This window comes from Pantoea sp. SGAir0215, assembly GCF_043543215.1.
Map to the genome: position 1 here is coordinate 369,905 of NZ_CP028031.1, position 20,130 is coordinate 390,034.

A 20,130-nucleotide genomic window follows, 5' to 3' on the forward strand; every position below is an offset into this window, starting at 1 on the left:
ATTGTCCTCGTTGATGAAGTCAGTAAGCAGAGTAGAGGCGGGTTAGCGCACGCACTGCATTATACAGGCTATTTTGTGCGGATACCGCCGCTCCGACCCTGCTGTGTGTCCTGATACGCCCTGCCTGGGTTATTCAATCTGCTGATCAGGCGGCGAAGATTTGTTGCCATCCCGGCTCTTTTCCACACTCTGCGGATGATCTTCCCCCATTGCCAGGGCTGTCGCGCTGGCGGGATCGAACAATGAGAAGCTCTCGATCTGGTCCAGCATGATCACTTTGCGAAACGCCATGGCATTTTTGGGTTCTGAATCCAGCGTGATGCCGTGCTCGGCGTACCAGCTACTGTAATTATGTTCGACCGCCAGCTTTAATGTATGGCTGTCGCGATAACCGCTCAGCATCGGAATGAGCACGATATTGGCGGTGCTTTCATATTCAAAAGTTGCCGCATGCACCATGCCTATGTAGATGCGTCGCGATTTTAGCGTGATCCATGCCAGCTCCCCCTCCTCCATGCACTGGAAAAGCATCTGCTCGACGCCGTTAGAACGGGAGAGTTTTTGATAGAGGTCTTTTCGGCCAGAGACATTAAGCCGTGCGCTGCCCGCCCAGTTCGAGCGATAAAGGCAAAACAGAATGGCGAAGGTCAGCATAATGACTACCGGTGCCTGAATACCTAAAAAGCTCCAGTTCATAAACTTCATTTGCAGCTGAAGATGATCGCCGGGGAAAATATAAAGCGCGTTGGAAACGGAGGAAATAATAAATAAGACAAACCAAATAAATGCGGTGGCAAAAACCCCCTGAAGCACGAATATACAACCGTATAACGCCACCAGAAAATAGACATCCCAGCCTGAGGTACGGCGCATTTTGAAACGGCTGGAAAGATCCCGACTGGTGTACCAGTAACCACTTACCATCAATACCATAAAAATCGCGGTACCCACCTCAGACTCCTTTTAAGCTATTGACGTGCCGGTTGAAATCCTCCTTTACTTCCTCACTGAGGATATTGACCGCGGCGTTACCGTTTTCATCGATAATAATGCGCTCACCATCGGCAATGGAGTCGTTTATGTCCTGGCGGCTCATTATCTGGAGGAATTTATCCGGGCTGGCGAACAAGGAACGAACAAAGCTGATCATGACAGGTCACTTACTGAGTTAAAAAACACAAGTATGTGACCGAATTGGCTTTGCTGCCATTTTATTGCCGGTAAACATTCTTAAAAGCCTGATTAACGAAGCGGTAAATGTTGCTGATTTTTTCGCGTTCTGCTCTCCCCCTTTATAAAAGATGGCGAAACGAATTCATTCATCCCTGACGATGATGCCCTTCTTAACGCAATCCGGTCTGCCCGATGCACGCCATAAAACGACAGGGCACAAACCGCTTTTGTCGCCTGATGGCAGCTCATCGCGGCGGTCGACAGCGCCGTGCATCGTACGCACCTTGTTGCCGGCCCCGACGTAAAGGATCGGCCACTTGCTCGTACGCGGAAAGAGAAACATCGTTTCTTCAGTCTGGATCACATAACCGGGTTATTTTGTTGCACTAGTGTGATGCACGTTTCAATTACGTTGCACCTCGATTGCGCTTAATTTTTCGGCAGGCTATCAACTCCACCATTCCGCTGCACATAATCACCTGACGTGGCTGTTTTTTAACAGGCCAGGGCAAACTGGCATGCATTGTGCTTGTGACTTCAATAACAACATTGCGAGCAATGACAGCCAGGTAACATTGAGGACGACATGAGCGCTCACGCCGAACTGCTGAAAAAAATCGAGGCTGCCATTAGCCAGCAAACGCCCAGCGAAAAACGGATAAGTTCGTGGCTGCTCAGCCATTACGAACATATCCCCTTTGAAACGGCGGACAGCATTGCCCAGGCGACCGGCACCAGCGGAATTACTGTCGGGCGTTATTTGCGCAAGCTGGGATTTAAAAATCTTGATGATGTGAAAAACCTGCTGCGCGATGTGCCGAATACGCCGTACAAGCAATGGGGCGTGATTGACCGTCTTGATTCATGGGAGCAGCAACGCACGCTGCCGGATCCGGCCAGTCAGTCATTACAAATGGAGTTAGAGGCTATCCGCTATGTCTACCAGCTGGCGCAGACGGAGACCTTTCGCCATATCAGCCAGCAAATAGCCGAGGCCGAAACCGTCATCGTGTTGGGGATTCAGTCCACCCGGGGCATCGCGAATACCTTCTTCAGTCATCTGGAATATCTGCGACCGCGCGTGACCTATGCCGATGGCAGCTCGGGCAGTTGGCTGGAGTCGCTGAACTCCGAGTCGTCAAAGCCTTACGTCATTCTTACGGATACGCGAGCCTATTCCACCGTAGCAAGACAGTTTTGTCGGGTCGCCACCGCACGTGGCGTGTCGATGGCGCTGGTTACCGATATCTGGTGTCCGTGGGCCCGGGATTATCCGGTGGATTTACTCCAGGTAAAAACGGACACCGCCAATTTTTGGGATTCGCTGGCCCCCATCAGTTGCCTTTTCAACCTTCTGCTGTCTGCAGTCGTCGAACGCCTTGGCCCCGCGCTTTCTCAGCGCCTGGCACAAAACCGACTGTTGCAGCAAGAATTTGGTCAGTTTGAACATTGATAAAACAGGGATTACAGAATGATGCAGGAAACAGAGCTGGTCGATATCGCAGTGGCCTTTCCGGCGCTGACTATCGATCTGAAATATGCCACCGCCGATAACATTACGGGCCAGCCCATCTACAGCGTAGCCCGCTGCCTGCTGCATCCCGATGCCGCCGTCGCGCTGGAGAAAAGTATTGCTATTGCCAGCGTGGCGGGTTTTACGCTGCTGGTGCTGGACGCCTATCGCCCACAAAAAGCGCAGGAGCTGCTTTGGCACGCCTGTCCTGATCAGAATTACGTCGTGCCTTTATCGCAAGGCTCGAATCACAGCCGTGGCACCGCGATTGATGTCACGCTAATCGATGCTGACGGGCACATTCTGGATATGGGAACCGGGTTTGATGAAATGCAGGCGCTGTCGCACCCCTACCATCCCGACGTGCCGCTGGCTGCTCAGCGCAACAGGCTACTGCTTAATGCCGTGATGTTTGGCGGTGGCTTTACTGGCATTGCGACCGAATGGTGGCATTTCGAGTTACCGGAAGCGGCCCGTTATCCGCTGATTAACGATGTTTTCACCTGCATATCCCCAGCCCAGACTGACGGAGTTTTACCATGACAATGACGCACACAGCACCCCGTTATTTTCGCCCTTTGTTACTTGCTATTACCCTCGCGGCCACGACGACATCCGTGCTGGCTGCGGTACCGAAAGACATGCTGGTGATCGGGAAAGCGGCCGATCCGCAGACGCTGGATCCGGCGGTGACGATTGATAACAATGACTGGACCGTTACGTATCCTGCCTACCAGCGCCTGATCAAATACAAAACAGAAGACGGTAAAGGCACCACGGAGATCGAGGGCGATCTGGCTCAAAGCTGGCAGAGTAGTGACGATGGCAAGGTCTGGACGTTTACGCTACGTCCGGATGCCGCGTTTGCCGATGGCTCACCCGTGAATGCTGAGGCGGTTAAGCTCTCTTTTGAGCGTCTGATGCGTATCAAACAAGGCCCGTCGGAAGCCTTTCCAGCCGACATGAAAGTCGAGGTAGTCGATCCGCATACCGTGCGTTTCACGCTGAACACCCCGTTCGCACCGTTTCTTTATACGCTCGCGAATGACGGCGCGTCCATTATTAACCCTGCCGTGCTGAAAGCGAACGCCGCCGATGATGCGCGCGGCTACCTGGCCGAGCATACCGCAGGATCCGGTGCCTATATGCTGCAACGCTGGCAGAAAGGTCAGCAGCTGGTGCTGGTGCCTAACCCGCACTTTACGGGGCCTAAACCGGCCTTTAAGCGCGTTTCCGTGAAAATTATCAGCGAAAGCTCTGCTCGTCGTTTGCAGCTGGCAAAAGGCGATGTCGATATTGCCGATGCGTTACCGGTAGACCAGTTCGCCGCGCTGAAGAAGCAAGGTGACGTTGCCGTCATGGATTATCCCGCCCTGCGTGTGACCTACCTCTATCTGAACAACAGCAAAGCACCGCTAAATCAGCCTGATTTACGCAGAGCGATCTCCTGGGCGACCGACTACCAGGGCATGGTACAGGGCATTCTGGGCGGCAACGGTAAACAGATGCGCGGTCCGATTCCGGAAGGCATGTGGGGCTATGATCCTCAGGCCATGCAGTACAGCTTTAACATGGATAAAGCCAGGGCTGAACTGGCTAAACTGCCCAGCAAACCGCAGACCTTGTCCTTTCTCTATTCGGACAACGATCCAAACTGGGAGCCGATTGCCCTTTCCATGCAGGCCAATCTGAAGACGCTGGGCATCAACGTTAAGCTGGAAAAACTGGCCAACGCCACCATGCGCGAGCGTATCGGTAAAGCGGACTATGACATTGCCATTGGCAACTGGAGCCCGGATTTTGCCGATCCCTACATGTTCATGAATTACTGGTTTGAATCAGACAAAAAAGGTCTGCCCGGCAACCGCTCTTTTTATTCCAATCCGGCGGTCGATGCGCTGCTGAAGAAAGCGGTTTCCACGACCAGTCAGGCTGAACGGACCCGCGATTACCAGCAGGCCGAGCAGATCGTGATTAACGATGCGGCTTACGTGTATTTATTCCAGAAAAATTATCAGGTTGCGATGAATAAGTCGGTTAAAGGCTACGTGTTTAATCCGATGCTGGAGCAAATCTTTAACCTCGCCACCATGCATAAAGAATAACAACCTTCACGCCCGTTCACGCAGGGCCTGCCTGGCCCTGCTGAGGAAGACATGATGAGTTACTGGAGTCTGTTAAGACAGCGTAGCTGGGGACTGCTGTTGGTCGTCGCTGGCGTCTGCGTCATTACGTTTATTATTTCGTATCTTATTCCCGGGGATCCGGCCAGGCTGCTGGCCGGCGATCGTGCCAGTGATGAAATTGTTCAACACATCCGTCAGCAGTTAGGGCTGGACTTACCGCTGTGGCAACAATTTATCCGTTATGTACAGCAACTTTTGCATGGCGATCTGGGCACCTCGATCCGCACAGGCCGCCCGGTGTTAGATGATTTGCGGGCATTCTTTCCCGCCACGCTGGAGCTGGCCTTTTGTGCGCTGTTGATCGCGCTGCTGGTCGGCGTGCCGCTGGGCGTGCTTTCTGCCGTTTATCGCAACCGCTGGCTTGATCATCTGGTGCGTCTGCTGGCGCTGACCGGTATTTCGACCCCGGCGTTCTGGCTGGGACTGGGTGCCATCGTCCTGTTTTATGGCAAGTTGAACCTGCTGCCCGGCGGCGGACGCCTGGATGACTGGCTTGATCCACCCACACGCATCACCGGTTTCTACCTGGTTGATGCCTTGCTGGAGGGCAATACTGAGGTCTTTATGAACGCCCTGCAGCATCTGATTTTGCCTGCCACCACGCTGGCCTTTGTCCATCTGGGCATCGTGGCGCGTCAGATTCGCTCGGCCATGCTGGAACAGTTAAGCGAAGACTATATTCGCACTGCGCTGGCGAGCGGACTGCCTAAGTTTACTATCGTCGTGCGCTATGCCCTGCCCAACGCCCTGATCCCCTCTGTGACCGTGCTGGGGCTGGCCCTGGGTGACCTGCTGTATGGTGCCGTCCTGACCGAAACCGTGTTTGCCTGGCCCGGTATGGGCGCGTATGTGGTGTCCTCGATCCAGGCACTCGATTTTCCCGCCGTGATGGGTTTTGCCATCGTCGTGTCCTTTGCGTACGTGCTGGTCAACCTGTTTGTGGATCTTCTTTATCTGTGGATTGACCCGCGCATGGGTCGGGGAGCGTAACGCATGATGATGACGCAAGAACAGCCTGCTGTACGTCAGGCGAAACCCACGCTTCTCGTCTGGAAGCGTCGCCTCTGGATAGTGCGTAAAAGTCCACTGACCCTGCTGGGGGCCGCCATTATTGTCCTGATGCTGGGATTGATGGTGTTCTCGCCCTGGCTGGTGCCCCACGATCCGAATGCCATCAGTTTGACCGACCGTCTTCAGCCGCCCAGTGCTGCGCACTGGTTTGGCACCGATGAAGTGGGCCGGGATCTGTTTAGTCGCGTGCTGGTCGGCAGCCAGCAGTCTGTCGCGGCGGGACTGGCCGTGGTGCTGCTGGCGGGCATCAGCGGTTCATTACTGGGCTGTCTGTCCGGTGTTCTGGGCGGTCGCAGTGATGCGCTCATTATGCGCCTGATGGACATCATGCTGTCTATCCCTTCGCTGGTGCTGACCATGGCGCTGGCCGCGGCGCTGGGACCAAGCCTGTTTAACGCCATGCTCGCCATCGCCATTGTGCGTATTCCTTTTTACGTCCGGCTGGCACGCGGTCAGACGTTGATTGTCAGACAGCATACCTTTGTCGAAGCCGCTAAAACCTTTGGTGCCTCGCGCTGGCATCTGATTAGCTGGCATATCCTGCGTAATGCACTGCCGCCGCTGGTGGTACAGGCCTCGCTGGATATCGGCAGCGCCATTCTGATGGCCGCGACGCTGGGCTTCATTGGCTTAGGCGCGCAGCAACCGACCGCTGAATGGGGCGCGATGGTAGCGAACGGGCGCAACTACGTGCTGGACCAGTGGTGGTACTGCACCTTCCCCGGCGCTGCGATCTTAATCACCGCCGTTGGATTCAATTTGTTTGGCGATGGGATTCAGGATCTGCTGGATCCGAAAGCAGGAGGACGTCACTGATGCAAGAGAGAATCCTGACGATTGAGGATTTACGCCTCAGTTTCCCGGTCTATCAGGGCGAGGTGAATGTGCTGAACAATGTGTCCATGCACATTAACCGTGGTGAAATTGTCGGCGTAGTCGGGGAATCCGGTTCGGGGAAATCGGTCACCGCCATGCTGGCGATGCGGCTGATTCCCGAACACAGCTATCAGATCAAAAGCGGCAAACTGGAACTGGCGGGACAGAATGTCCTGACCGCCAGTGAGGCCGCGATGCGTAAAATGCGCGGCAATCGCGTTGCCATGATCTTTCAGGAACCCATGACCGCCCTGAATCCCACTCGCCGCATCGGCAAGCAGATGGTGGATGTCATTCGACAACATCGTCCCGTGTCAGCCCGTGAGGCCAACGCACGGGCGCTTGCGCTGTTGGGCGATATGCAAATCGCGGACGCAAAGAACGTGATGGCGCGCTATCCCTTCGAGCTTTCTGGCGGTATGCGTCAGCGCGTCATGATCGCCCTGGCCTTTTCCTGTGAACCCGATCTGCTGATTGCCGATGAACCCACGACCGCGCTGGATGTCACCGTACAGCGTCAGGTACTGCGCCTGTTAAAACAAAAAGCGGAGGCAACGGGCACGGCGGTGCTGTTTATCAGCCACGATATGGCGGTGGTTTCGCAGTTGTGCGACCGGATTTACGTCATGTACGCCGGCGCAGTCATTGAAAGCGGCCTGACGGAAACCGTCCTGCATTCACCGAGCCATCCCTATTCCATTGGCCTGCTTGCCTGCTCGCCCGATGCCAGCGAACCGCGCGCCCCGTTATCGTCCATTTCCGGCACCGTCCCCAACCTGACCTGCCTGCCCTCGGGCTGTGCGTTTCGCGAGCGCTGCTTCGCGGCAGGCGAACGCTGCACCCGCGCACCACGTTTACAGGCGACGGGCAACGCTGCCCAGCAGGTGGCTTGCTGGTATCCACAACAGGAGACGCGCCATGTCTGATGCTCTGCTCACGCTACAAAACGTACACGTTGCCTTTCCTGCGAAGAAGAACTGGCGTGGCAAAGTGACGGAACGGGTTCATGCACTGAATGGCCTGGATATCCAGGTCAGACAGGGCGAAACGCTGGGCATTGTCGGTGAATCCGGTTGCGGCAAAAGCACCCTGGCGAAACTGTTGATGGGCATGCTGAGTCCGACAACGGGTCAGCTTGACCTGGCCACCGCCGCTGGCGGAGGCCGGGAACGTCGCATGCAAATGGTCTTTCAGGATCCGCTCTCGTCACTGGATCCCCGCCTGCCGGTCTGGCGTATCATGACCGAACCGGTCTGGATTCAGTCACGCGCGTCAGAAAAAACGCGACGCGCCCTGGCCGAATCCCTGGCCCGTCAGGTGGGGATTCGCCCGGAATACCTGGACCGGCCACCGCATGCGTTTTCCGGCGGTCAGCGTCAACGCATTGCCATCGCCCGGGCACTGTCCTCCCAACCCGACATCATTGTGCTGGATGAACCTACCTCGGCACTGGATATTTCTGTTCAGGCGCAGATTCTGAACCTGCTGGTGGAACTGCAACAGCAGTACAATCTGACGTATATCCTGATCTCTCACAACGTCTCGGTCGTCCGTCACATGAGCGATCGCGTTGCGGTCATGTATCTGGGCCAGATTGTCGAACTGGGCGCGGCTCAGCACGTTCTCGATTCACCTCAGCATCCCTATACGCAATTGCTGATGGACTCTGTGCCACGTATTGGCGCGCCGCTGGAGGGGGCTCCCGTCAACACCGAACTACCGGGTAACCGCCACCTGCCAACCGGCTGTTTCTTTCGCGATCGCTGTCCGCAGGCAACAAGTGGCTGTGCCACGCCTCAGCCTTTGCGCGTTCAGGATGACGGGCGGGCGGTCAGGTGCTGGCTGGCCCATAACCTTATGCATGCCTGATTCACAACACATCAAGCGGGTGGCGCAACGCGACCACCTTTTAACGATCACTCTTTCAGGAAGACATTGCGATGAAAATCATTGTGCTTGGCAGCGGCGTGGTGGGCGTCACCACCGCCTGGTATCTGCAGCAGGCAGGGCATCAGGTCACCGTGATCGAACGTGAAGCGGGCCCGGCATTGGGTACCAGCGCCGCCAACGCCGGTCAGATCTCGCCTGGCTACGCCGCGCCCTGGGCCGCACCAGGCGTGCCGCTTAAAGCGGTGAAGTGGATGGTGCAGCGCCATGCGCCCCTTTCGGTACGGCCGGATGGATCTCGCTTCCAGCTGGCCTGGATGATGCAAATGCTGAAAAACTGCAATCCTCACAGCTATGCCGTCAATAAAGCCAGGATGGTCAGACTGGCAGAGTACAGCCGTGACTGTATCAGTGCGCTGCGGGCCAGCACAGGAATTGAATATGAAGGACGCCAGGGCGGCACCCTGCAGCTGTTTCGCACAGAACAGCAGTTTGAAAACGCAGCGCGTGATATTGCCGTGCTGCAGGAGGCTGGCGTGCCGTATCAACTGCTTGAAGCCGACCAGCTGGCGACCGTCGAACCTGCACTGGCTGACGTCAAGCACAAGTTGACGGGAGGTTTACGGTTGCCTAACGATGAGACTGGCGATTGCCAGCTGTTTACCCAGCGACTTGCCGCCCTGGCGCGCGATGCCGGCGTCACGTTCCGCTTTAACACGCAGGTGGATGCGCTACTGACCGAAGGTGACAGGATCAGCGGGATTGTCTGTGGCGATCAGACGCTGACGGCGGACGGGTACGTTATGGCATTTGGCGCTTACTCTACCCAGTTGCTTCGGCCACTGATGTACATTCCGGTGTATCCGCTGAAAGGCTATTCCCTGACGATTCCCCTCGCCGATGAGGCCGGTGCCCCGGTTTCCACGGTACTGGATGAAACCTATAAAATTGCCATCACGCGTTTTGATAATCGCATCCGCGTCGGCGGTATGGCGGAAATCGTGGGATACAGCAAAACCCTGCTGCCCGCGAGACGGCAAACGCTTGAAATGGTGGTAAACGATCTTTATCCCCGTGGCGGCCGCGTTGAGCAGGCGACCTTCTGGACCGGATTACGGCCGATGACGCCTGACGGCACGCCGATTGTCGGTCATACACATTTCACCAACCTGTGGCTGAACACCGGACATGGCACGCTGGGCTGGACGATGGCCTGCGGATCCGGCCAGCTGTTAAGTGATGTGATTTCAGGCAAACAGCCCGAGATTGCGCACGCAGACTATGCGGTTTCGCGCTATGCCTGAGCGCGTCACTGATGGCGAAGCTCGTTACACGGCCTGCGCGCAAGCCCAGGCCGAGCTCCAGGCCCACTGGAAATTATAGCCTCCCAGCCAGCCGGTCACGTCAACGACTTCACCGATAAAATAGAGTCCCGGCACGTCACGAGCTTCCATTGTTTTAGAGGACAGCTGAGTCGTATCCACACCGCCCAGCGTGACTTCAGCGGTACGGTAACCCTCCGTGCCGTTGGGCTGCACCTGCCAGTTGTGCAACGTCTGCACCAGCGCTGACTGCTGCTTGCTGTTCAGTTGCTTCAGCGTGACATCCGGCACCACCTGCATTTCCTGTAAAATTTCGACCAGACGCTTAGGCAGAATTTTCGCCAGACTGTTTTTCAGACTCAGATTCGGGTGCGCGTCACGCTGAATCGTGAGGAACGCATCCAGCGGCGTGGCAGGCGAGAGATTGACCGAGATAAACTCACCCGGCTGCCAGTAGCTGGAAATCTGCAAGACCGCCGGGCCGGACAGGCCACGATGGGTAAACAGCATCGCCTCTTTGAAGACGGTGCCGTCTTTCGCTTCGATGGTCGTGTCCAGCGCCACACCGGACAGTGTCTGCAGTTGTTCAAGCAGGGGTTTATGCAGCGTAAAGGGCACCAGGGCGGCACGGGTTGGCAACACCGTTAACCCAAACTGCTCGGCCACTTTATAGCCAAACGGTGACGCGCCCAGGCCCGGCATGGAAAGCCCGCCGCTGGCGATGACCAGCTTCTCTGCCTGTACGCTGCTGCCGTTGAGCTGCAGGACGTAGCCCGCTTCGTCGCGGGTTACACTCAGGATTTCGCTGCGCAAACGCAGGGTCACGCGCCCCTTTTCACACTCGGCGAGCAGGAGATCGACCATCTGCTGCGCAGACTCATCGCAAAACAGTTGCCCCAGCGTTTTCTCGTGCCAGGCAATGCCGTGACGATTCACCAGATCGATAAAATCCCATTGGGTATAACGCGCCAGCGCTGACTTACAGAAATGGGGATTATTCGACAGGTAGGCGGCCGGTTCGGTATAGAGATTGGTGAAATTGCAGCGCCCGCCGCCTGACATTAAAATCTTGCGGCCCGGCTTTTTGCCGTTATCCAGCAGTAATACGCGGCGACCGCGCTGTCCAGCCTGCGCGGCACAAAAAAGCCCCGCGGCCCCTGCTCCAATCACGATAACGTCAAACTGTTCCACTGCCATTGTCCACCTGATAAAAGAGGGGCAGATTGTAGTGATCTGCCTGCGTTGATGCCAGTGTCAAAAAATTGCCGCAATTATGTCATAATGTAACTTTATAATTTTAAAGGAATTTACGCCTCTAAGCTTACAAAATTGACACTTTTAAGCCGGTTCAGGTCTATATTTTCCTTTCCCAGACCACATATTGTCGCGGATAATGCGCCGCGTTCATGTCCTCCAAAATGGCGTAACGTCTATGCTACATCTGTTTGCTGGTCTCGATCTTAGCACCGGCCTGTTACTGGTTCTTGCTCTGCTGTTTGTATTGTTTTACGAAGCAATTAACGGCTTCCATGATACGGCCAACGCGGTTGCGACGGTCATCTATACACGCGCTATGCGTGCTCAGCTTGCTGTGTTAATGGCTGGGGTATTCAATTTCTTTGGCGTGCTGCTCGGCGGATTAAGCGTGGCTTACGCCATCGTGCATATGCTCCCGACCGATCTGCTGCTCAATGTTGGCTCCGCTCACGGTCTTGCTATGGTCTTCTCCATGCTGCTGGCCGCGATTATCTGGAACCTGGGAACGTGGTATTTAGGGCTTCCGGCCTCCAGTTCTCACACCCTGATCGGCGCGATTATCGGTATTGGCCTGACCAATGCGTTAATGAGCGGGACATCGGTGGTGGATGCGCTTAACATTCCGAAAGTGCTGAATATCTTCCTGTCGCTCATTCTCTCCCCCATTGTCGGTCTGGTGATTGCGGGCAGCCTGATTTTCCTTCTGCGCCGTTACTGGAGCAACACTAAAAAGCGTGCACGGATTCATATGACGCCCGCTGACCGTGAGAAGATTGACGGCAAGAAAAAACCGCCTTTCTGGACCCGTACCGCCCTGATTATCTCCGCCATTGGCGTCAGTTATTCACATGGTGCTAACGACGGGCAAAAAGGCATTGGTCTGATTATGCTGGTCCTGATTGGCGTTGCGCCAGCGGGCTTTGTGGTCAATATGAACGCGTCGGGTTACGACATCACGCGAACGCGCGATGCTGTGAATCACCTGGAACAGTATTACCAGCAGCACAGCGAATCACTGACCCATATTATCCAGATGGCACCGCCTAAGCTGCCCACGCCGGAAGAAGTCGAACCCACCAGTCCCAAAGAGTTTCACTGCGACAGTGCACGTGCGCTTCAGGCCGTGCAGCGTGCGCAGGTGCTTCTGAACAATCTGCAAAACTACAACGACTTGTCGGTTGAGCAACGCAGCCAGATGCGTCGCCTCTTGTTGTGTATTTCCGATACGGCCGATAAAGCGGCGAAGCTGCCGGAAACCTCGCCAGAGGATAAACGCTTCCTGGGCAAGCTCAAAGGCGACCTGCTGAACACCATTGAGTACGCCCCGGTGTGGATTATCATGGCGGTCGCACTGGCATTGGGAATCGGCACGATGATTGGCTGGCGCCGTGTGGCCACCACCATCGGTGAGAAAATCGGTAAAAAAGGCATGACGTATGCGCAGGGCATGTCGGCGCAGGTGACTGCCGCAGTGTCCATAGGGATTGCCAGCTACACCGGCATGCCGGTTTCCACGACCCACATCCTTTCGTCTTCCGTGGCCGGCACCATGCTGGTCGACGGTGGCGGACTGCAGAGTAAAACGATCAAAAACATCGCCATGGCCTGGGTTTTCACCCTGCCGGTCTGTATTTTGTTATCAGGTTCACTCTACTGGATAGCGCTGAAGCTCATCTGAGTAAGCAGCACATCAGGGCGACTTCGGTCGCCCTTTTTAATGCCAGATAGCCAGGGCGATCAAACTGATAATGACTAATCCGCACAGCGAACTGGTCAACAAAAACAAGCCTCTTACCCGCTCACACCGGCGAATAAATTCGTCATCATGATGATCAAGATAGCGCCTTGCCCAGATATAGCGGACCAGCCGCACCTGCTTGCCAGGCTGACCATGGGAGGTGAAAAAACCCGCGCCGTCAACATATTGGTATAAGAGGGGATCGCAACCCCGCAGAACCACCAGCAGCGCACGCAACGAAGAGAAATAGCGCGCCATATTTACAAGGCATACCACACAAAGAGCCCAAAAAAGCGCGATAGTGCTGATCATGTCACCCTCCTTACCGGCACCGCAGAACAGTGCAGAACGCGCACCATGCTGAACAGTCCCTGCAGAATTTGCCAACAACCCCGTTAAGCGATTTGTAGTTTTATTTTTGAATCATCAGAAAAGTAACAGCCATGTGATCAAGGCTGCTTTTTTTAGTTTAGGAGAAATGTTCAATTTTTTACCAGCGAGGATTTTCGTTTTATACGAGTAAAAATCGTTCATCATTGATCTTATTCACAAGCCAGACGGCTTCAGAAGCATTTGTTAACACACAGGGCTATACTTTCAGGTATAACAACAGCATTGCCTGTATTGCAGGTTACCCAATTTGGTGGCGCTCATCGCCCGTTCGCGCAATGGATTTCGCAGCTGTGACGCGTCTGGAAACCGCTGCCATTCTGAATCTCGTGGAAGGAGTTATATCATGGCTTATAAACATATCCTGATTGCAGTCGATCTTTCGCCAGAAAGTCAGTTATTAGTGGATAAAGCTGTCTCGCTCGCGCGCCCTTACGACGCCAAAATTTCGCTGATTCATGTCGATGTGAATTACTCTGATCTGTACACCGGCCTGATTGACGTCAACCTGGGCGATATGCAAAAGCGGATTTCTGAAGAAACCCATCTGGCGCTGAAAAATCTGTCAGATGCGGCGGGCTATCCCATCACCGAAACCCTGAGCGGCAGTGGCGATCTGGGCCAGGTGCTGGTCGATGCGATTAAAAAATACGACGTGGACATGGTGGTGTGCGGTCATCATCAGGACTTCTGGAGCAAGCTGATGTCATCAGCGCGTCAGTTGATCAACACCGTGCATATCGACATGTTGATCGTGCCACTGCGCGACGAGGATGACGAATAACCCGCACGAAAAAAGCCGGGGCGGTTGACGTGAAGGAACGTCGTCGCCGACCGGCTTGACATGACTACTCCGCGAGCGGCGGATAGATATCGAAGCGGTGGCTTTTCGTGACCACCGCAGACTGCGTACCGACACCGGCCAGCGGTGGCGCATAATCAGGGCGTTTCACCACGATACGCTTCTTTGCCAGACGGCGAGCCGGTTCCAGCAAGGCATCCGCATCCTCATCCGCGCCGACTAATGACTGAAACACCCGCATCTCTTTTTTCACCATGGCGCTTTTTTGCCGATGGGGATACATAGGATCGAGATAAACCACATCTGGCGGTGGCGCAATATCGGTGAGTGCCTGAATACTGGAGGCGTGAATCAGTGAAAGACGCTCACGCAGCCAGCCACCAATTTCCGCATCCTGATAGCCACGCGCCAGCCCGTCTTCCAGCAGTGCCGCCACCACGGGATGCCGTTCCAGCATGCGCACCCGACAGCCTAAGGCCGCCAGCACAAACGCATCGCGCCCTAACCCGGCTGTCGCATCCACCACATCGGGCAGGTAACTGCCTTTAATGCCGACCGCTTTTGCTACCGCTTCGCCACGGCCACCGCCAAAACGCCGGCGATGCGCCATGGCACCGGAAACAAAATCCACGAAGATGCCGCCCAGTTTAGGCTCATCCCGCTTACGCAGTTCAAGATGCGTTGCGGTCTTTACCAGCGCCAGCACCGCATCGTCACAATGCGTCAGTTGCCAGCGTTCGGCCAAAACAGATAAGGCGCCGTCACCGGCGCCTGTTTCATCAAACAAACAAATTTTCACGTACGGCTTATCCCTGAATACCGTAGTGTTCCAGCATGGCATCCAGCTGAGGCTCACGGCCACGGAAGCGTTTAAACAGCTCCATCGGTTCTTCCGAACCGCCGCGCGTCAGAATGTTGTCGAGGAAGGACTGACCGGTTTCGCGGTTAAAAATGCCCTCTTCTTCAAAACGTGAATACGCATCCGCCGCCAGTACATCGGCCCACAGGTAGCTGTAATAACCCGCTGCGTATCCGCCCGCGAAGATATGGCTGAACGCATGCGGGAAGCGGCCCCATTCCGGGCTGGGGACCACGGCGACTTTGCTTTTCACTTCGCGCAGCGTCTCCAGGATCTGTGCGCCTTTTTCTGGGTTGAATTCAGTATGCAGACGGAAATCGAACAGACCGAACTCCAGCTGGCGCAGGATGAACAACGCCGCCTGGTAATTTTTCGCTGCCAGCATCTTATTCAGCAGGTCTTCAGGCAGTGGCTCGCCGGTTTCGTAGTGCCCGGAAATAAACGCCAGCGCCTCCGGCTCCCAGCACCAGTTCTCCATGAACTGACTTGGCAGTTCCACCGCATCCCATGGCACACCGTTAATGCCTGACACGCCAGCCGCCTCAACGCGGGTCAGCATGTGGTGCAGGCCGTGACCAAACTCATGGAACAGGGTGATCACTTCGTCGTGCGTGAACAGCGCCGGTTTACCACTGACGGGACGGTTAAAGTTACAGGTCAGGTAAGCGACCGGTTTTTGCAGGCTGCCATCGGCTTTACGCATCTGCCCAACGCAGTCATCCATCCACGCGCCGCCACGCTTATGCTCACGCGCATACAGGTCAAGGTAGAAGCTGCCGCGCAGCTCGCCACTTTCATCAAACAGATCGAAGAAACGCACATCCGGGTGATAAACATCCACATCCGTCCGCTCTTTGGCGGTGATGCCATAGATGCGTTTGACGACTTCAAACAGGCCAGACACCGCACGGGATTCCGGGAAGTAAGGACGCAGTTGCTCATCACTAATGGTGTAGAGGTGCTGTTTCTGTTTTTCGCCATAGTAGGTCAGATCCCAGGGATTCATGGTCTCCACGCCGTACTCTTTCTTCGCGAAAGCACGCAACTGCGCCAGCTCTTTCTCGCCCTGTGGACGTGCGCGGTCGGCCAGATCGTTCAGGAAATCGATCACCTGAGCAGGGCTTTGCGCCATTTTGGTTGCCAGCGATTTATCCGCGAAGGAGTCGAAACCCAGCAGCTGAGCCAGTTCGTGGCGCAGAGCCAGCTCCTCGGCCATAATCGGGCCGTTATCCCATTTGCCCGCATTAGGGCCTTGATCGGAGGCGCGGGTGGAATAAGCACGGTACATTTCTTCACGCAACGCGGCGTTATCACAGTAGGTCATCACCGGCAGGTAGCTGGGAATATCCAGCGTCAGCAACCAGCCTTCCTGACCTTTGGCTTCAGCCTGCGCTTTCGCTGCGGCCAGTGCGCTCTCCGGCATGCCCGACAATTCGCTTTCGTCAGTGATCAGCTTGCTCCAGCCCATCGTGGCATCCAGCACGTTGTTACTGTAGGCAGAGCCCAGCTCAGACAAACGCGCGGCAATTTCGCCATAGCGCTGCTGCTTGTCTTTTTCCAGACCAATCCCGGACAGCTCAAAGTCACGCAGGGCGTTATCGACGGCTTTCTGCTGCGCCTGATCCAGCGTGCGGTAATGACTGCCTTCCTTTAAATCCCGGTAAGCCTGATAGAGCCCTTCGTGCTGACCAACCCAGGTACTGTACTCAGACAGCAGCGGCAGCGTTTGCTCGTAGGCTTCACGCAGTTCCGGACTATTTTTAACCGAGTTCAGATGGCTGACCGGCGAAAAAATACGGCTCAGGCGATCGTCGGCTTCTGCCAGCGGCTGGACAAGATTGTCCCAGGTGTAAGGTGCGCCGTGCGCTACCACTTTTTCCACCATCGCCCGGCATTCATTTAAAACGTCGGTCACGGCAGGCACCACGTGCTCAGGCTTAATCGCCGAAAACGGGGGAAGCGTGAACGAGGTGAGTAACGGATTAGTCATAGCGCAGTCCTTTAACAATGTGTGGGGCGCGATGAATCGCGCAACGCAATCTTATTAACATGCGGTCTGGAATGCTGAAAATCAATGGTGTAACCGGTCATGAATAGCAGAATAGCGCCAAGCTGGCCTTCCGCCGGCGTTTGGATTAACCATAGCAGAGGATAAAACAGGCTAACACACCGATGGCGCAGAAGGTTTACCCTGTAATCCAGGGCCAGAGGCCCGCTGCCGTGCGCGAAATGCCAGCAATTATTCTTATCTGTCGTTATAATCGGGCCAACTTGATTATTTTTAGCTTCAACCGCGGACATACCCTTTTTTATGTTGAGTTATCGCCACAGTTTTCACGCTGGCAACCATGCCGACGTGCTTAAGCACACCGTACAGAGCCTCATCATCACTGCGTTAAAAGAGAAAGAAAAACCATTTCTCTATCTGGATACGCACGCCGGTGCAGGACGTTATCAACTCAGCGGCGAGCACGCAGAGCGCACGGGTGAATATCTGGAAGGCATCGGACGCATCTGGCAACAACCGGACGCGCCCGCCCTGCTGCAACCCTATTTCGATGCGATTCATGCCCTGAACCGTAACGGCACGCTGCGCTACTATCCTGGCTCTCCGCTAATCGCCCGCCATCTGCTGCGCCCTGAAGATAAGATTCAGCTGACCGAGCTGCATTCCAGCGATTATCCGCTGCTGCGTACCGAGTTCAGCAAAGACAGTCGCGCGCGCGTTGAAAGGGCCGATGGCTATCAGCAGCTAAAAGCGAAGCTGCCACCGCTGTCACGTCGTGGACTGATACTGATTGATCCGCCTTACGAAATGAAAAGTGATTACCAGGCCGTTGTAAAAGGCATTCAGGAAGGTCACAAACGTTTCGGTACCGGTATTTATGCGCTGTGGTACCCGGTCGTCTTGCGTCAGCAAATCAAACATATGCTGCGCGAGCTGGAGGCCACGGGCATCCGTAATATCCTGCAGATTGAGCTGGCCGTGCGCCCCGATAGCGATCAGCGTGGCATGACCGCGTCCGGCATGATTGTCATCAATCCCCCGTGGAAGCTGGCCGATCAGATGAACACGCTGCTGCCGTGGCTGCATCAGAAACTGGTGCCAACCGGCACAGGCCATTTCAGCGTTAACCAAATCGTACCTGAATAATTCCTTTCCCAGCTTAACGTCGCCGCGCACAGCACGGCGGCGTTGAACGTAGGTCATTTTTATGTGGATCATCCTGGCGGGCGCGCTGGCCGCCCTGCAACCGGCGAAACGCCTTTCTCTGTTATTGCTCGCGCTGGCAACGGCGCTGGGCGTTTATCAAAACGTCCTCGACTGGCCCGTTACCTTTGTGTTTGCGGCTGTCGCTGCCCTGGTCGCGTTTCGTATCTACGATCGCCGGAGTCGGCGATGGCAGATCGTCAGCGAAGCCCTTCTGGTGTTGATTGCGCTGGCGCTGATGCTGCACCTTATTCCGGGATTCAATAATCCCCCGCAGGTCGAGGCGGTTAAGGTCGGTGCCCGCAGCGTACCTTTCTCATTTTCCTTTAATTTCGATAAAGCGCTGATTCCTTTTCTGCTGCTGGCCTGTCTGCCGACGCTGTTCAACGCAGAGGCGCATCCGCCGCGCTCGCCGGCCTGGTGGCTCGCGCCTGTCGCCGCCGTGCCGCTGCTGTTGGGCAGCGCCGTGTTGCTGGGCGGCCTTGCCGTCGAAACGCACCTTCCGGACTGGCTGGGGGCGTTTGCGCTGGCCAATCTGTTTTTTGTCTCACTGGCCGAAGAGGCGTTTTTCCGGGGTTATCTCCAGCAGCGCCTGCGCCAGAAATGGGGCGGCGTGATCGCCCTGCTGATAACGGCACTGCTGTTTGGTCTGGCCCATGCATCTGGCGGCGTGCTGCTGATGATCTTTGCCGCGCTGGCCGGACTGATTTATGGTCTGGTCTGGCACTGGAGCGGCCGCCTGTGGCTGGCGACCGCGTTCCATTTTGCACTCAACATGGTCCACCTGCTGTTCTTTACTTACCCTGCGCTGGCGCACTGATCCCTACAGCGTGAAGACCGCCAGGTCGTGCGCCATCTCGGTGTCAGGGAAAATGCGCTGGCATTCTGCCAGCAGGCGCGCCATGTCCCGGGCGAGATAACGCGAACTAAAATGGGTGGCAATCAGGCGCTTTGCTCCGGCCTGCTTTGCCACCGTCGCAGCCTGTAAGGTGGTAGAGTGACCGCGCCCGTTGGCTTTTTCAGCCAGCGCCTCTTCCAGCGTGGTTTCATGCACCATCACATCAACGTCCGCCGCCAGCTGTAGCGCGACGTCAGTGGGCGCAGTATCTCCAAAAATGGCCAGCGTTTTGCCTTTCACTGGCGGCCCAAGATACTCAGCGCCGTTAACGGTACGCCCGTCTTCCAGCGTAATCGTGTCGCCCTGCTTTAACTGCTGATACCAGGGACCGCGCGGTACGCCCTCTGCTTTCAGGCGAGGCGCATCCAGAAAACCGGGTTTGTCATGCTGCTCAATGCGATAGCCAAAGCAGGCAATGGTGTGATTCATCGGCCAGGCGGTCACGCGAAATTCGCCATCATCCAGTACCTCACCCGCGGCGATCTCAACGATCTCCAGCGGGTAATCGGTATACGAGCTGGACAGCGACAGTGCCGTTTCAACGAAAGCTTTCAGCCCTGCTGGACCGTAAACCGTCATTGGCGTGGTTAACCCCGCCATCGAGCGACTGGTAAGCAGGCCCGGCAGCCCAAAAATATGGTCGCCATGAAGATGGGTGATAAAGATTTTATCGAGTTTGCCAGGCTTCAGGTCTGAGCGCATAAACTGGAGTTGCGTGCCCTCACCGCAGTCAAACAGCCAGGTGGCGCCGCTTTTGTCGCGGGTAAACGCGATGGCAGTGACATTGCGTTGCAGACTCGGCGCGCCCCCGCCGGTGCCAAGAAAAGTCAGGTACATGCTATGCTTCCCTGTAAATAATGAAACGATAAGGCCTGTTACAATCATAGGCGCAATTTTTGCGACGCCGTACCCTGCGGCGTTACACTCTCTATCACTTTCCCAGTAAC

19 protein-coding genes are annotated in these 20,130 nt (G+C 55.7%); 12 read left to right on the forward strand and 7 right to left on the reverse strand.

All coding sequences use genetic code 11. The annotated features are described in order from the left end of the window. Positions 1–129: 129 nt before the first annotated feature. Positions 130–951: a hypothetical protein gene (locus tag C1N64_RS01890; RefSeq protein ID WP_006121083.1), complete on the reverse strand. Its 822-nt coding sequence runs from the start codon at positions 949–951 to the stop codon at positions 130–132. A 1-nt stretch (position 952) separates the two neighbouring features. Next, on the reverse strand, positions 953–1,150 hold the full coding sequence (locus C1N64_RS01895; RefSeq protein WP_033738245.1) for a hypothetical protein: 198 nt from the start codon (positions 1,148–1,150) through the stop codon (positions 953–955). A 609-nt stretch (positions 1,151–1,759) separates the two neighbouring features. On the opposite strand from C1N64_RS01895, the gene C1N64_RS01900 reads away from it, so the two are divergent. From C1N64_RS01900 to C1N64_RS01935, 8 genes are all read left to right on the forward strand, one after another. Then, the gene (locus C1N64_RS01900) at positions 1,760–2,626 is read left to right on the forward strand and encodes a MurR/RpiR family transcriptional regulator (protein ID WP_367143560.1); all 867 of its coding nucleotides are present in this window, start codon (positions 1,760–1,762) and stop codon (positions 2,624–2,626) included. Positions 2,627–2,644: 18 nt separating this feature from the next. Further along, positions 2,645–3,229, forward strand: a complete 585-nt coding sequence (gene ddpX / locus C1N64_RS01905) for a D-alanyl-D-alanine dipeptidase (protein WP_039342773.1) — start codon at positions 2,645–2,647, stop codon at positions 3,227–3,229. After that, complete coding sequence (locus C1N64_RS01910) at positions 3,226–4,791, forward strand: ABC transporter substrate-binding protein (protein WP_133745843.1); 1,566 nt, start codon at positions 3,226–3,228, stop codon at positions 4,789–4,791. The genes ddpX and C1N64_RS01910 overlap by 4 nt, the downstream gene beginning before the upstream one ends. Before the next feature lie 54 nt (positions 4,792–4,845). Further along, a complete protein-coding gene (locus C1N64_RS01915) occupies positions 4,846–5,862 on the forward strand; it encodes an ABC transporter permease (protein WP_394515487.1) in 1,017 nt (338 codons plus the stop codon). Positions 5,863–5,865: 3 nt separating this feature from the next. Further along, complete coding sequence (gene ddpC / locus C1N64_RS01920) at positions 5,866–6,759, forward strand: D,D-dipeptide ABC transporter permease (protein ID WP_394515205.1); 894 nt, start codon at positions 5,866–5,868, stop codon at positions 6,757–6,759. Continuing rightward, the gene (locus C1N64_RS01925) at positions 6,759–7,745 is read left to right on the forward strand and encodes an ABC transporter ATP-binding protein (RefSeq protein ID WP_394515206.1); all 987 of its coding nucleotides are present in this window, start codon (positions 6,759–6,761) and stop codon (positions 7,743–7,745) included. The genes ddpC and C1N64_RS01925 overlap by 1 nt, the downstream gene beginning before the upstream one ends. Then, positions 7,738–8,688 (forward strand): oligopeptide/dipeptide ABC transporter ATP-binding protein, encoded by a 951-nt coding sequence (locus tag C1N64_RS01930; RefSeq protein WP_110268708.1) that lies wholly within the window; start codon positions 7,738–7,740, stop codon positions 8,686–8,688. Before C1N64_RS01925 ends, C1N64_RS01930 begins: the two co-directional genes overlap by 8 nt. A 71-nt stretch (positions 8,689–8,759) precedes the next feature. Next, positions 8,760–10,010, forward strand: coding sequence for a D-amino acid dehydrogenase (locus C1N64_RS01935; RefSeq protein ID WP_039342784.1), 1,251 nt, complete (start codon positions 8,760–8,762; stop codon positions 10,008–10,010). A gap of 24 nt (positions 10,011–10,034) precedes the next feature. Here C1N64_RS01935 and C1N64_RS01940 read toward each other — a convergent pair whose 3' ends face one another. Beyond that, the gene (locus C1N64_RS01940; RefSeq protein WP_033738343.1) at positions 10,035–11,219 is read right to left on the reverse strand and encodes a BaiN/RdsA family NAD(P)/FAD-dependent oxidoreductase; all 1,185 of its coding nucleotides are present in this window, start codon (positions 11,217–11,219) and stop codon (positions 10,035–10,037) included. A gap of 241 nt (positions 11,220–11,460) precedes the next feature. On the opposite strand from C1N64_RS01940, the gene pitA reads away from it, so the two are divergent. After that, a complete protein-coding gene (gene pitA, locus C1N64_RS01945) occupies positions 11,461–12,963 on the forward strand; it encodes an inorganic phosphate transporter PitA (protein ID WP_039342786.1) in 1,503 nt (500 codons plus the stop codon). A 36-nt stretch (positions 12,964–12,999) separates the two neighbouring features. On the opposite strand, the gene uspB is transcribed toward pitA, so the two are convergent. Continuing rightward, positions 13,000–13,335 (reverse strand): universal stress protein UspB, encoded by a 336-nt coding sequence (gene uspB, locus C1N64_RS01950; RefSeq protein WP_006121097.1) that lies wholly within the window; start codon positions 13,333–13,335, stop codon positions 13,000–13,002. 424 nt (positions 13,336–13,759) lie between these two features. Here uspB and uspA point away from each other — a divergent pair, with 424 nt between their 5' ends. Next, positions 13,760–14,197: a universal stress protein UspA gene (uspA, locus tag C1N64_RS01955; RefSeq protein ID WP_006121100.1), complete on the forward strand. Its 438-nt coding sequence runs from the start codon at positions 13,760–13,762 to the stop codon at positions 14,195–14,197. A gap of 64 nt (positions 14,198–14,261) precedes the next feature. On the opposite strand, the gene rsmJ is transcribed toward uspA, so the two are convergent. Next, positions 14,262–15,014, reverse strand: coding sequence for a 16S rRNA (guanine(1516)-N(2))-methyltransferase RsmJ (rsmJ, locus tag C1N64_RS01960; protein ID WP_006121101.1), 753 nt, complete (start codon positions 15,012–15,014; stop codon positions 14,262–14,264). Positions 15,015–15,021: 7 nt separating this feature from the next. After that, positions 15,022–17,064, reverse strand: coding sequence for an oligopeptidase A (gene prlC / locus C1N64_RS01965; RefSeq protein ID WP_054632922.1), 2,043 nt, complete (start codon positions 17,062–17,064; stop codon positions 15,022–15,024). Between the two features lie 321 nt (positions 17,065–17,385). Here prlC and C1N64_RS01970 point away from each other — a divergent pair, with 321 nt between their 5' ends. Both C1N64_RS01970 and C1N64_RS01975 read left to right on the forward strand, forming a co-directional pair. Then, positions 17,386–18,228 (forward strand): 23S rRNA (adenine(2030)-N(6))-methyltransferase RlmJ, encoded by an 843-nt coding sequence (locus C1N64_RS01970; protein ID WP_006121111.1) that lies wholly within the window; start codon positions 17,386–17,388, stop codon positions 18,226–18,228. Between the two features lie 61 nt (positions 18,229–18,289). Next, on the forward strand, positions 18,290–19,105 hold the full coding sequence (locus tag C1N64_RS01975; protein WP_394515207.1) for a CPBP family intramembrane glutamic endopeptidase: 816 nt from the start codon (positions 18,290–18,292) through the stop codon (positions 19,103–19,105). Between the two features lie 3 nt (positions 19,106–19,108). On the opposite strand, the gene rnz is transcribed toward C1N64_RS01975, so the two are convergent. Next, entirely contained in the window at positions 19,109–20,020 is a 912-nt protein-coding gene (rnz, locus tag C1N64_RS01980; RefSeq protein WP_033738264.1) for a ribonuclease Z, read from the reverse strand. Positions 20,021–20,130: the final 110 nt, after the last annotated feature.

What these genes read in the sequence shown, in the direction of transcription:
- C1N64_RS01910 (WP_133745843.1), top strand. Translation starts at nt 3,226, where the DNA reads ATGACAATGACGCACACAGCACCCCGTTATTTTCGCCCTTTGTTACTT.
- pitA (WP_039342786.1), top strand. Translation starts at nt 11,461, where the DNA reads ATGCTACATCTGTTTGCTGGTCTCGATCTTAGCACCGGCCTGTTACTG.
- C1N64_RS01900 (WP_367143560.1), top strand. Translation starts at nt 1,760, where the DNA reads ATGAGCGCTCACGCCGAACTGCTGAAAAAAATCGAGGCTGCCATTAGC.
- uspA (WP_006121100.1), top strand. Translation starts at nt 13,760, where the DNA reads ATGGCTTATAAACATATCCTGATTGCAGTCGATCTTTCGCCAGAAAGT.
- C1N64_RS01895 (WP_033738245.1), bottom strand. Translation starts at nt 1,150, where the DNA reads ATGATCAGCTTTGTTCGTTCCTTGTTCGCCAGCCCGGATAAATTCCTC.
- C1N64_RS01930 (WP_110268708.1), top strand. Translation starts at nt 7,738, where the DNA reads ATGTCTGATGCTCTGCTCACGCTACAAAACGTACACGTTGCCTTTCCT.
- C1N64_RS01935 (WP_039342784.1), top strand. Translation starts at nt 8,760, where the DNA reads ATGAAAATCATTGTGCTTGGCAGCGGCGTGGTGGGCGTCACCACCGCC.
- rnz (WP_033738264.1), bottom strand. Translation starts at nt 20,020, where the DNA reads ATGTACCTGACTTTTCTTGGCACCGGCGGGGGCGCGCCGAGTCTGCAA.
- ddpX (WP_039342773.1), top strand. Translation starts at nt 2,645, where the DNA reads ATGATGCAGGAAACAGAGCTGGTCGATATCGCAGTGGCCTTTCCGGCG.
- uspB (WP_006121097.1), bottom strand. Translation starts at nt 13,335, where the DNA reads ATGATCAGCACTATCGCGCTTTTTTGGGCTCTTTGTGTGGTATGCCTT.
- ddpC (WP_394515205.1), top strand. Translation starts at nt 5,866, where the DNA reads ATGATGATGACGCAAGAACAGCCTGCTGTACGTCAGGCGAAACCCACG.
- C1N64_RS01925 (WP_394515206.1), top strand. Translation starts at nt 6,759, where the DNA reads ATGCAAGAGAGAATCCTGACGATTGAGGATTTACGCCTCAGTTTCCCG.
- prlC (WP_054632922.1), bottom strand. Translation starts at nt 17,064, where the DNA reads ATGACTAATCCGTTACTCACCTCGTTCACGCTTCCCCCGTTTTCGGCG.
- C1N64_RS01975 (WP_394515207.1), top strand. Translation starts at nt 18,290, where the DNA reads ATGTGGATCATCCTGGCGGGCGCGCTGGCCGCCCTGCAACCGGCGAAA.
- C1N64_RS01915 (WP_394515487.1), top strand. Translation starts at nt 4,846, where the DNA reads ATGAGTTACTGGAGTCTGTTAAGACAGCGTAGCTGGGGACTGCTGTTG.
- C1N64_RS01970 (WP_006121111.1), top strand. Translation starts at nt 17,386, where the DNA reads ATGTTGAGTTATCGCCACAGTTTTCACGCTGGCAACCATGCCGACGTG.